12 protein-coding genes and 1 pseudogene are annotated in these 11,326 nt (G+C 59.8%); 5 read left to right on the top strand and 8 right to left on the bottom strand.

Going from position 1 to position 11,326, the window contains the following annotated elements:
- The coding region (locus K419_RS0115165; protein WP_026842334.1) for a PEP-CTERM sorting domain-containing protein at positions 1 to 334 on the top strand (334 nt) is incomplete at its 5' end.
- Between the two features lie 131 nt (positions 335 to 465).
- Here the strand turns inward: K419_RS0115165 and K419_RS0115160 are convergent.
- A complete protein-coding gene (locus tag K419_RS0115160) occupies positions 466 to 1,293 on the bottom strand; it encodes a fibronectin type III domain-containing protein (protein WP_026842333.1) in 828 nt (275 codons plus the stop codon).
- Positions 1,294 to 1,879: 586 nt separating this feature from the next.
- On the opposite strand from K419_RS0115160, the gene K419_RS0115155 reads away from it, so the two are divergent.
- The 3 genes from K419_RS0115155 to K419_RS0115145 all read left to right on the top strand — a co-directional run bounded on the left by K419_RS0115155 (position 1,880) and on the right by K419_RS0115145 (position 5,337).
- A complete protein-coding gene (locus tag K419_RS0115155; protein WP_026842332.1) occupies positions 1,880 to 2,410 on the top strand; it encodes a HyaD/HybD family hydrogenase maturation endopeptidase in 531 nt (176 codons plus the stop codon).
- Between the two features lie 329 nt (positions 2,411 to 2,739).
- Positions 2,740 to 4,683, top strand: a complete 1,944-nt coding sequence (locus tag K419_RS0115150) for a PAS domain-containing hybrid sensor histidine kinase/response regulator (RefSeq protein ID WP_026842331.1) — start codon at positions 2,740 to 2,742, stop codon at positions 4,681 to 4,683.
- 39 nt (positions 4,684 to 4,722) lie between these two features.
- Positions 4,723 to 5,337, top strand: coding sequence for a response regulator (locus tag K419_RS0115145; protein ID WP_026842330.1), 615 nt, complete (start codon positions 4,723 to 4,725; stop codon positions 5,335 to 5,337).
- 33 nt (positions 5,338 to 5,370) lie between these two features.
- Here the strand turns inward: K419_RS0115145 and K419_RS22160 are convergent.
- The 4 genes and pseudogenes from K419_RS22160 to K419_RS0115125 form a co-directional block, all read right to left on the bottom strand.
- Positions 5,371 to 5,988 (bottom strand): annotated as a pseudogene (locus tag K419_RS22160) (cytidylate kinase-like family protein).
- Positions 5,989 to 6,117: 129 nt separating this feature from the next.
- A complete protein-coding gene (locus tag K419_RS0115135) occupies positions 6,118 to 6,834 on the bottom strand; it encodes a PilZ domain-containing protein (protein ID WP_026842329.1) in 717 nt (238 codons plus the stop codon).
- A gap of 35 nt (positions 6,835 to 6,869) precedes the next feature.
- Positions 6,870 to 7,268: a response regulator gene (locus K419_RS0115130; RefSeq protein WP_012528812.1), complete on the bottom strand. Its 399-nt coding sequence runs from the start codon at positions 7,266 to 7,268 to the stop codon at positions 6,870 to 6,872.
- A 167-nt stretch (positions 7,269 to 7,435) separates the two neighbouring features.
- Positions 7,436 to 8,368, bottom strand: a complete 933-nt coding sequence (locus K419_RS0115125) for an NAD(P)H-binding protein (RefSeq protein WP_026842328.1) — start codon at positions 8,366 to 8,368, stop codon at positions 7,436 to 7,438.
- A 215-nt stretch (positions 8,369 to 8,583) separates the two neighbouring features.
- Here K419_RS0115125 and K419_RS0115120 point away from each other — a divergent pair, with 215 nt between their 5' ends.
- Positions 8,584 to 8,880 carry an MTH1187 family thiamine-binding protein gene (locus K419_RS0115120; protein WP_012528810.1) on the top strand — a complete coding sequence of 99 codons (297 nt, stop codon included), beginning with the start codon at positions 8,584 to 8,586 and terminating at the stop codon, positions 8,878 to 8,880.
- Here K419_RS0115120 and K419_RS0115115 read toward each other — a convergent pair.
- The 3 genes from K419_RS0115115 to K419_RS0115105 form a co-directional block, all read right to left on the bottom strand.
- Positions 8,855 to 9,274 carry an FKBP-type peptidyl-prolyl cis-trans isomerase gene (locus K419_RS0115115; protein ID WP_026842327.1) on the bottom strand — a complete coding sequence of 140 codons (420 nt, stop codon included), beginning with the start codon at positions 9,272 to 9,274 and terminating at the stop codon, positions 8,855 to 8,857. The two genes, K419_RS0115120 and K419_RS0115115, sit on opposite strands and share 26 nt — an antisense overlap.
- A 144-nt stretch (positions 9,275 to 9,418) precedes the next feature.
- Positions 9,419 to 10,333, bottom strand: coding sequence for an ROK family protein (locus K419_RS0115110; protein WP_026842326.1), 915 nt, complete (start codon positions 10,331 to 10,333; stop codon positions 9,419 to 9,421).
- 31 nt (positions 10,334 to 10,364) lie between these two features.
- A complete protein-coding gene (locus K419_RS0115105; RefSeq protein WP_026842325.1) occupies positions 10,365 to 11,069 on the bottom strand; it encodes a Smr/MutS family protein in 705 nt (234 codons plus the stop codon).
- Positions 11,070 to 11,326 lie beyond the last annotated feature (257 nt).

Below are 11,326 nucleotides of genomic sequence, written 5' to 3'. Positions count from 1 at the left end.
CCCCGCCATTGACGTGGTTACCATGGGAGCCGTCACTGTCGCCAGTGGCTACGCTAACATCAAGCAGTCCGGGACCGATTTGCTAACCTCCCTCACCTTTACCCCTCTTGGCGAAGAGAAATATGGAGACTTCTCTTTCCGGGGCCAGCTTGTGTCAGCCGGGACAATCCAAGTCAACGTCACCGACCAAAACGGTGTTAACACCGGCCTCGAACAAGTCAAACAAATCGATTTTTCCCCGCAGGCTGCCCCCATTCCAGAACCTTCCACCTTCATCCTGCTCGCTTTCGGGTTGGCAGGAGTTGGCTTGTTGAGAAAAAGAAGCAATGCCTGATCAACAGCTGACCGACCGACACCTCACCTAGGCCTCCGCAAGGAGGCCTTTTTTTGCCCTCGCTTGGAATTTCCTCAAAAAAAAGGCGGTCCAGGACCGCCTCATGACACTGCCGCCAAAGCCGGTTACTGCTATTTCATCACGAAAGTACCCTCCACGCTGTTGCTGCTACTGCCGTCGGCATAGGTGACGAAGTAGGTAACAATGAACGAGGTGGAGGTGCTCGAGATGAGCGTCAGGGTTTCCGTTATTCCTCCGGGGTACACGCAGGTCAACACGCCATCCTTGATGACCCACTGCCCGGTTAAAGGCATTCCTACGCTCAAGTTCTGGCCGGTGAAGGTCCCGTCGGCGTTGAAGCTGACGGTTCCCGCTGCGCCTGTGGAGAAGGTGTAGTCGAAGCTTTTCCCGCTTACCATCTCTGCAACGAAAAACACCGCCGGAGCGGCGCTCATTTCAGCCGAGCCCCTGGATTCTCCATATTGATTGGCCGCAGTGACAACGAAGTAATAAGTCGTACCGTTCTGCAATCCAGTGACCAGGCAAGGAGAGACGGCGCCGGTTTTTCGCGCGCCCTGGCTCAGCGCCGCGCCACTGGCGGTAGACCAGTAGACGTTATACGAGGTGGCATCGGCGACGGGGTTCCAGGACAGAGTGACTTGACCATTCCCCGGCTGTAGCATGACCTCGGCCGGTGCCCCCGGAATGGCCGCCGCCGGGGGCTGGACTGGGGTGGCGCCGGTGTCTCCCGCGCCTCCACCATTCACGCCTGCAGCGCTGTCACCGGTTCCGCCGACGGGGTTTGCGGTACCGCCGGTGCTACCTCCTGTTCCGCTGTCGGCGCTGTTACTGGCGGTATCGCTATTATTACTGCTGCTGCCGCTGCCGCCGCCTCCTCCGCCACAGCCGAACAGAAGTGACGTGACAAGGAGCGTTACAATCACCATTAATTTTTTCATCTCGTACCTCCATAGTTAAACCCGGTGATGCTTTCACATCAGTCGAAAGCGTCCCAGTCGGGCGCCCCAAAGCTTCAGCACCAGGCGGAAGGCGGCGCGCGGTTGCGATACATCTCCCCAGGCATAGGACCTTCAAATTTAATATTTTTAATCAATTAAATCTAAGCATTATGCATGCCAGTTGGAAAAGACCTATTTACAACAAGTTGCACGCCGGAGCACAGCGGGTGCTGTTCAAGATTTGAGCTTTTCCTGGCGTTTTTCGAACGGGCCTGATAGTGGGAGCAAGGGGATAGGCCGCCGAGAGGCCCGGCGTCTGCCGAGACAGAGAACTGCACCTATATGCTTTAATTATAAAATTTTGTTCTATGGATAAAACCGTGAAAAATCATGAAAAGAAGGGATATTATTTTCAGAATTCCTCTTGCGCTAAAACCATTTTTTATTATCATTGATTTGTCTGTAAGCCGCAGGTTGGTACGAGTGGAGTAACGATGGATAGCTATACGCGGTGCAGCCGGCAGCGAGATGTATCCTGTAAACGAGGCTGGAACAGCGATTGGAGAGGGTTCGACAGGGGGGCAAGATGACTTTACGCCAAAATTCATCGCCGAGAATTCTAGTTCTCGGCATCGGCAATACCATAATGAGCGACGACGGGGTGGGCGCAAAGGTCGTTCGGGAACTGCAGCGGGAGTTCCATTTCCCCAGTGGCGTCGACGTCGTCGACGGGGGGACCATGGGCCTCGACTTGCTGCCGCTTTTGGAAGGGAGAAGCCATGTCATCATGGTAGACGCGGTCGAAACCGGCAAGCGGCCAGGTTCCTGCGTGAGGTTGACCGGCGAGGAACTCCCTTCCGCTTTGGAAGCGAAGCTCTCGCCGCACCAGATCGGGCTGAAGGACCTGCTGGGCGTCGCCCAACTGACCGGGCACGCCCTCCCGGAACTCGTCCTCATCGGCGTACAGCCCAAGTCCATTGCTGTGGGTTCTGAGCTTACCGCAGAGGTCAACCTGCAGGTGGAGACGATGAAAGGGGCGGTCCTAAAAGAGTTGGAGAGGATCGGCGCCCACGTCAAGCCTCTGGCGAAATCCTCTCCCTTCCGATGGGACCAGTAAACGCCAACGCCTCCGGCAAGTCGACTGTTCGCCGGGGCCTTCCCACCTTACCCCCCGCCGTTCCACAAGCCTCCCGCCCGCCAGGGCGAGGGGCTTTTTCTCGCCCAAGGCCCGCGCAATTCCCGCCGATAGCTACCTGAGCCGTGAAGCCCGCAGCATCCTTACCCGGCATGGCTTCGACCCGGGCCGGTTCATTAGCAGCATCTATTCATAATTGCCTATGGCGGCCATGGCAATTTGCTTATAATGTCGCCCAGCTAAGTAACTCCTGCAGTACCCATTTTTTTTTGCGACCATAGCGTACGCCGTTTCCTAGGAGAGCAGCGAATATGGACGAAGGCCGTGACCACCATAGCTTCGCCTTTTTGGAGCAGAAGGTCGAGGAGCGAACCCGTGAGTTGAAACAGGAGATCCAGGAGCGCCTGCGCGCCGAAGGGCAACTGGCAGAGGCGCGGGACCACTACCTGAACATCCTGGCCGAGGCCCCCGCACTGATCTGGCGTGCGGACACGCAGGCCAAGTGCGACTGGTTCAACAACACCTGGCTTTCTTTCACCGGCCGCACCATGGAAGAGGAATACGGCGACGGCTGGGCACAGGGGGTCCACCCCGACGACCTGGAGCGCTGCGTTGCCATCTGGCTTGGGGCGTTTCATCAGAAGGCCCCGTTTGAAATGGAGTACCGGCTGCGACGCCACGACGGCGTATTCCGCTGGATCCTGGACATCGGCCGCCCCTTCTCCGGGCTCGACGGCAGCTTCGCCGGGTATATCGGTTACTGCTTCGACATCACCGACCGCAAGGGTGCGGAGATGGAGCTGGTATTGGCAAGGGAGGCCGCCGAGGCTGCCAGTAAAGCGAAGACCGAGTTCCTGGCCAACATGAGCCACGAGATCCGCACCCCGATGAACAGCATCATCGGGATGACGCAGCTTCTGGCCTACACTGAGCTTTCAGCCGAGCAGAAGGAGTACGTCGACGGAATCCTCACCTCTTCGGAGGGTCTCCTTGCCATCATCAACGACATCCTCGATCTTTCGAAAGTGGAGGCGGGGAAGATCGAACTGGAGTCGCGGAATTTCAGCCTCAGACAGAGCATCAACGAAATCATCAGGACCCAGACGGCGGCGGCCCACGAAAAGGGGCTCCAGCTGAAAGTCAGTATCCCGGAAGAGATCCCCGATGCGGTGGTCGGCGACCGGCTAAGGCTAAAGCAGGTGCTACTCAACATCATCGGCAACTCGATCAAGTTCACCGCAAAGGGCAGCATTGCGGTAACGGTAGCGCTGGCGGGAAAAAAAGAGGAAGCGGCCCGCATCACATTCAGCGTCACCGATACCGGCATCGGGATAGCGCCGGAGTCCCTGGACCGCATCTTCGCACCGTTCGCGCAGGAAGACACCTCCACCACCCGGAGGTACGGCGGCACCGGTCTTGGGCTTTCCATCAGCACGAAGCTGGTCCGGCTCATGGGGGGACGGATCTGGGCGGAAAGCCGCAAGAACGCCGGCAGCACCTTCCACTTTGAGATTCCCTTCCGGCTCTGCGCCAAGAAGCCCCCCCATAAGGCGTTCCTCAATACCGCCACGAAAGCCGTCTGGGACGGGGCCAAGCTCCGCATCCTGCTGGCCGACGACCAGGAGATGAACCGCAACATTATGGAGAAACTCCTGGGGCGACTGGGGCACGATCTGGAAAGTGCGGCGGATGGCGGCGAGGCGCTGGAAAAATGGGAAAAGGGGAACTTCGACCTCATCCTCATGGATGTCGAGATGCCCGGTATCGACGGCACGGAAGCGACCCGCGTGATCCGGGAGACCGAGACCCCGCTGGGAAAGCGGACCCCCATCATCGCCCTCACCGCCCATGTGCTTACGAGCCACCAGGAGATGCTTCTCGGACTAGGCTACGACGGGTACGTACCCAAGCCTGTGGAGATTCCCACGCTGTTGCGGGAGATGAAGCGCTGTCTGCACCTGCCCGACCTTGACACAGCAGGCAACGGCGACGCCGCCGACGGAGTTCCCACGACTCCCGCGGCACACCAGCTTGGCACAGTGGACAGGCAGCAGCTTGCAGATATACTCACTGCAGTCAGCTCGCTGTTGCGGCAAAGAAACATGAAGGTCTTGGACAAGGTAAATGACCTCTCCGTACTGATTCCAGGTTCACCTCTTCTAGAACAGCTGAACCAGCAGATACGGCACTTCGATTGCCAAAGCGCACTTAATACAGTCGGAGAAATCCTCCTGGATTACGACATCCACTCCTGATGCAGTTTCTGTGCATTGCCACAGAGAAATGAGGATACCGTGGTCAAGAAAAAGCTGCTGGTTGTCGACGACACGCCGGAAAACCTGATCATTCTCTACAAGATCTTGCGCAAGGAGTACGAGGTCCTCGGTGCCAACAGCGGCAAGGAAGCGCTGCTGGCCCTGGCCGAGAATCGTCCCGACCTGATCCTGCTCGACGTCATGATGCCCGAAATGGACGGACTGGAGGTCTGCCGTATCCTGAAGGACGATTCCAGATACCGGGACATCCCGGTCATCTTCATAACCGCGCTGAGCGATGAAGTGGACGAATCACGGGGATTCGAAGCCGGCGCGGTAGACTTTCTCTCCAAGCCGGTCAATCCCGTCATCCTGAGCCATCGTGTCGCAGTGCATCTCGAACTGCAGTCGCAAAAAGAAGCCCTCACCCGGAAAAACCAGGAACTGCAGGAAGCGCTCTCCAGGGTCAAGGAGCTCTCCGGGCTGCTCCCCATCTGCATGACCTGCAAAAAGATCCGTGACGACCAGGGATATTGGAACCAGTTGGAGAGCTATATCTCGCTCCACTCGGAGGCCCTTTTCAGCCACGGCTACTGTCCGGAATGCGCCGCTGCCGCGATGAAAAAGATCCTGCCGGTGCCGCACTTGCGATAGCAGCACCCTCCCCCCACACCGCCCGGCGCAGGCCTACCTCGCCAACACGAAGTCGGCTATGGCGTTTGCTATGCGGTCGGCGGGGCAGCGGTCGTTGTTGAAAAGGAGGTCGTAAAGGCCGGGATCGTGGTCGTCCTGGTTCAGGAAATCACGGGTGAAGTGGTCGCGGGCTTTCTGCTGCTTGTGCATCAGCTTTTCCGCCGGCTCGCTTTCCAGCCCGAGCCGGCTAGCGAGGGTCGCCGTTTTGAAGGAGGCTGACCCGAAGAGCCTGAAGTGGTAGGAATTCTCGATGTGCCTGGTGATGATGGCGCCTCCAAGCTCCAGGATGATGACGTTACCCTGCTAGGCCAAGGCGACCACATGCCGGGATAGCGGCAGGAAGTAGTCGTAGCTGCTTTTCCAGCGCGGCGAGAAGGTGGCCAGTATCTCGTCCAGGATGCGGTTCTCGGCCCCCAGCGTCTGCAGGATCTCCTCCGAAAGGTTATGGCGCTTTGCCACCTCTTCAAGCACGGCCTTGTCTATCAGTACCCACTCATCCCCGGTCCTTTGCATCAGCCGCTCCCGGAGCAGTTCCGCCGTGGGGTACCCGGTGCAACCGTATTCACGCGAGATGGTGATACAGGGACGCGGCTTCGCCTTCGCCTGCCGCATGGAGGCCTTCTCCTTCTGCCTGCGGTTGTACTCCTCGAGCGAGCCGATCCTCAAATCGACGGACGGGATAAAGAGATTGTCGGGCACGGTCTACTCCTTTGGCACCAAGGCTCGCTTGCCGCCGCGGCTTCAGCTCTGCTCCTTCAGTTCCCGGATCAGGTCCACTTGCCGCTGAAAGATGAAGCGCGAGATGACCCCCTCCACATGCGGGTCCAATTCGATGGCAAACCGGCACACCTCCCCCTCCTCTTCGCTGCCGACCGCAACCACGGTTGACCTTACCTCTAACGAGGTCCCTCCGCTTTGCAGCAGGTTCGGCACCATGAGCTTCAGTTTTACCTCGTCGCTTTCGCGCAGGTTTGAGGGACATGAGGTCCTGATGGAAACGCCACCCAGGGAGATGTCGAGCACCTTTCCGTCGACGGGGCCGCCATCGCCGACGATCTGGGCGTCGCATGGCGGCTCCAATTTAAGCCTCAAAGACACGCGCTGTTCCGCCAGGATCTCTACGAACCGAAAATTGGAAAGCGACGCCATCATCCTGCGCACGTCGGCGTCCTTGACGTCGGCCAGCATGGGGCGGTCGAAGTAGCTGCACTTTATGAAAGTGGAACCGGTTTGCTCCAACGCCACCGCCTGCTGGGGATGGACGTCCAGTTCCAGGACACAACCGGCCATCTCGACGGGGGTGGCTGGATAGCTGATCGGGAGCCCTTTGAAATAGTTCACCAGCTTGAGCTGAACCCGGAGGTTTCCCTTGATGATGTCGATGAACCCCGCGGCTATCTCGGCACTGTCTTCCTCGAGCGTTTTCCTGATGTTTTCCCGGTAGTAATAAGGTTCCATGCCCATGTCCTTGCCACGCGCGAGGCGCGCGGTTATCAAACCAGCAAACGGTACCTGCGCAATAGCGCCAGCAGGTCGGCACGCACTATAGGCTTTACCAGGTAGTCGGTGCAGTCGCCATCCCACAGGGCCTGCTGCATCTGCTCTGCCGAGGTGAGCGCCGTGGTCATGATGATGACGGCCTTCTGCTTTTCCGTTACCGCATAATCCTTTTCCGCCTGGCGCATCAACTTCAAGGCCTGCTGGCCGTCCAGCTTGGGCATGACCACGTCAAGCAGCACCAAATCGAACCGGTTGCCGCGGGCAAGGGCATTTTGGAAAAGTTCCACTCCCTCCTGCCCGTCCGCCGCCAGTTCTATCTCGGCGTGAGGCGCCAGGAAAAGCCTCAGGGCTTCGCGGGAGAACTCGTTATCCTCGACGATAAGACAGTTCATGCTGCTCCCTCGCCACCTCGCCGGTTGCGCACCGCGGGGGTCACAATACCTTGATCCGCCGGAAACCAAAGCTCCGGCAACAGTAGTCTCTTCGGACGCAGTTAATTAATCTTGAGCTTTTGATCTTTGATTTATGCAGGGGCAATGCAGGGGGGGCGTGGCGATTTTCAGGACGGCTCTTTGGGTGGAGCGCTCTCCTCCTCGAGTGCAATTCTCACCGCGTCGTCGTAACCCGTCAGCTTCAAGGGAATAATTTCTCGAATCTTGTCGTCGTGGCAGACGACCTCGACGCCAAGCCCTTCGATGAGAGGGGCCGAGATGGAGGGTTTTATCGGCGTGACCAGCCAGAGCCAGTAGGAAGAGAGCTTCGGGGTAAGAAAGGGAACCGGCAGGATCTTGATGAACTTCTTCTCTATCTCGGCGAAGCGCTCCATCATCTCCCGGTAGGAGAGGATTTCCGGCCCGCCGATGTCGTAGGTCTTACCCGCGGTCTGCTCGTGCAGCAGGCACCCCACCAGGTAAGCGATTACGTCCCCGACCGCTATGAACTGGCAGCAGGTGGAGACCCAGCGCGGGGTGATCATGACCGGGAGTCTCTCCACCAGGGCACGTATCATCTCGAAGGAGGCCCCGCCGGCGCCGATGATGACGGCGGCGCGCAGGTAGGTGGTCTTGAAGGGACCCCCCTGCAGGATCCGCGCGACCTCCAGCCGGCTGGCCAGGTGCTCGGAAAGGTCGTCCTTCTCATCGCCCAGCCCGCCCAGGTAGATGACCCGCCTGAGCCCCTGCCTCGCGGCGGCGGCGGCGAAATTCTCGGCAGCTTCCCGGTCTCGGCGTTCGAAGCCCGCGCGATCCCCGGACATCGCGTGCACCAGATAGTAGGCGGTCTCGATCCCCTCCAGCGCCCGGTCCAGGGTCTCTCTCTGCAGCAGGTCCCCCTGGACCACCTCCCCGCAGGCGGGAACCGGCGACTGGACGTTGCGCACCAGGCAGCGCACCGGTATCCCCTCTTCGGCTAGGGCGGCTACCAACCTCCTGCCGATGAACCCGGTAGCCCCTGTCACTAGGACCATCGCTTTTTTGCTGTTGGAAGTGCTCATCCCCCCCCCGACTCACATAAAACTCCGTCGTCGACAGGGTTTAGTTTAGGTACCGCGCAGGGTATGTCAACCAGGGCGGGCGCAATAAGGCAGGATGATAAAGGGTTACTGTCTGGATCGCGACAGTAACAGCTTTAACTTTATTTGATACTGCCTTTGGTCTATGATTGCCGCGGAGTTGTCATCCTAAATATGTCGTGACAGGAGAAAAAGAGATGAAAGTTCTGGTAGATCTTTGCGTCGTTCCTCTTGGTGTCGGCGTCTCTGTATCGAGTTACATCGCCGCATGCGAGAAGGTACTTACCGAGGCGGGGCTGAAGATCGCTTTGCATAGCTACGGGACCAACATCGAGGGGGAATGGGACGAGGTGTTCGCGGCTATCAAGCGGTGTCACGAGGTGGTGCACGGCATGGGGGCTCCCCGCATCACCACCACCATCAAGCTCGGGACCCGGACCGACCGGAACCAGAGCATGGAGGACAAGATCAGGAGTGTCCGGGAGAAGCTGTGACTTCGTCCTTGACCGAAAGCATCTCCACCTCGAACAGGATGTCGGCGCCTGCGGGAAGCGGCTCCCGGTAGTCCCGGTTCCCAGGGATGGAGTGGGATACGTCCCCTCCCGCCCCGGGGCCGAAATCGTAGGCGATTCCCGGTGCCCCTCCGGTGCTGAAGGCAAAATGCGATCCCTTGGGGAAGGGGAAGAGCTCCGCCTCCGCGGCCGGGACGCGTACCACGCGATGGTCCCCCTGCTGCATTCCTAAAAGCCCCGCCTCGAGCGACTGCGGAACGCGCCCGGAGCCGACCAGGAACTCCAGGGTGTTCCGCTCGCCGACGAGGTAGACCCTGCCGTCATCCAGTTTGCATTTGTACCTGATGTTGACCCTTTTGCCTGGTTGCGTTTCCATGGGGCACCGCCTGTGTGAGAGCTGGTGGCTTGGTGGGCCCGGCTGTCGGGAGCGGGCTGCGCTGTTTCCGGCTGCCGGGGGCCGGCACGAAGACAAACTATAGCAGCAATTATAAATTCAAACCAATGAGACAGCAGCCGTCGCTCAGGGAGCCGAACCGGTGCCGATCCAGGCCGCGCCGAAAACCCCGGCCGAATCCCCCAGCATGTGCTTCAGGATCGGGGTGCGCAGGTCGTTGTGGAAGGCGTAGTGCCTCACCCGCTCGACGCCTGCGAGGTAAAGTTCGTCGATGTTGGAAAGTCCCCCGCCCAGTACCACCGCATCGGGGTCAAGAATGGAGATGACGCCGCCCAGGCTGCGCCCGAAGTCGTCCAGGAAGGCGTTGAAGGCAGTCGCGCAGCGCGGATCTCCGAGCCTTGCCCCCGTCACTATCTCCTTCATGCTGAGGCTCTCGCCGTAGCGCGCGGCAAATGCGGCCTCTACCCCGGAGCCGCTGATCTTGGTCTCGATGCACCCCCGGTTGCCGCAGTAACAAGGGGGGCCGGAAGGGTCGAGAGAGAAATGCCCCCACTCCCCGCAGATCCGGTGCGGTCCCTCGCGCACCACGCCGTCGACGCAGATCCCCCCGCCGCAACCGGTTCCCATGATGACGCCGAAGACAAGGCCGTAACCCGCTCCCGCCCCCTTGCGGCATTCGGCCAGGGCGAAGCAGTCGGCGTCGTTTCTCACCCCGATCCTCCTCCCCAAAAGCCGCTCCAGATCGGCCTGCAGCGGGCGCCCTATGAGGCAGACCGAGTTGGCGTTGCGCACCATTCCGCTGACGGCATCGACGGAGCCCGGGATGCCGATGCCGACCGTGCAGCTATTAGCCGCCGGCACCCGGCAGGCGCCATCCCGCACCAGGTCGGCCACGCAGTTCAGCACGGCATGGTATCCCTCAACCAGCGGGGTCTTCCTCCTTTCCCTGAAGACAACCCCGTCCTGCGGATCGAGCACCACGACCTCCGTCTTGGTCCCGCCCAGATCCACTCCTATGCGGTACGGCTCCGATGCCGGCATCGCTGCTCCTGTTGCTGCGGGAAAGAGGGCGCTACCTTTCTTCCGGTTCCGGCGCCTTCTTTTCCTTGAGAAAGACCACTACCGCGCCGCTCCCCCCCATGTCGTTGGGGGCCTGGATGAATTCGGAAACCATCCCCTTCCCCTTCCCCTTCTCCCTGAGCCAGCCGGCGACTGCGGACTTGAGAACAGGTTCGCCAGCGGAATTGTTCCCCTTGCCGGTGATCACCAGCACACCTTTCTGCCCTCGGTTATAGGCACCCTTGACGAAGCGGTCCAGGTTCTCCAGGGCCTCGTCCCGGGTCAGGCCGTGCAGGTCGAGCTGCAGGTCGATCCTGATCCCGCCGCGCCTTATCTGCCGCAGCCGATTCACCGGGGCCGGTCGGTCTGGGGATTCCTGCTCCGCGAGCTCGTCCTGAAAACGGACATCGAGCTTCAATTGCTCCAGGGCCTGCAGGAACGCCCGCTGCTCTTCCTCTTCGCGCTCCTTCCTTGCGACGCCATGTGCCTTGGCCTTGGCCGGGGTGACCGCAGCGGCACGCAGGGGGCGCACATCGGCTACGGCGTCGAGGAAAAGGAGCTCGTCGCTCAGGTTCGGAGCGCTTCCCTGCGGCTTATGGGGCGCCCGCGCTTGGGGCCGGGCCTCAGCACTCAAATCCAGTGCGGCGCCCTTCAACGCCTTAAATGGGGAGGCGCTGAAATCCTTCTGCTTTTGTTTCGGCTTCTCTTTCTTCTTCATGCTACGGCCTCTCTATCTATTCACCCCGGCTGCTGTCCTGTCCCCTTTTGGAACGGAGTGCGCCCTGAATCTAATGAACATGGCGATCCAATCGCTCCAACCCTGCGCCGATCGTCTTGCCAAGGGAACTAAGGCGGCAGGCGCCACATTTTTTGCAGCGGCGGCCACCGCCCTTCCGTCGGATAACTATTCAATATACCTGGGTAAAATTCAGCGAACAAACGGCGACTTCTTCAGAGGAGTTAAATTAGCCCACT

The sequence above is a fragment of the Citrifermentans bremense R1 genome (genome assembly GCF_000426865.1).
GTDB lineage: Bacteria > Desulfobacterota > Desulfuromonadia > Geobacterales > Geobacteraceae > Geomonas > Geomonas bremensis.
Note: the sequence above shows the minus strand (reverse complement) of the source record. Positions and strands in the feature narration are given on the sequence as shown.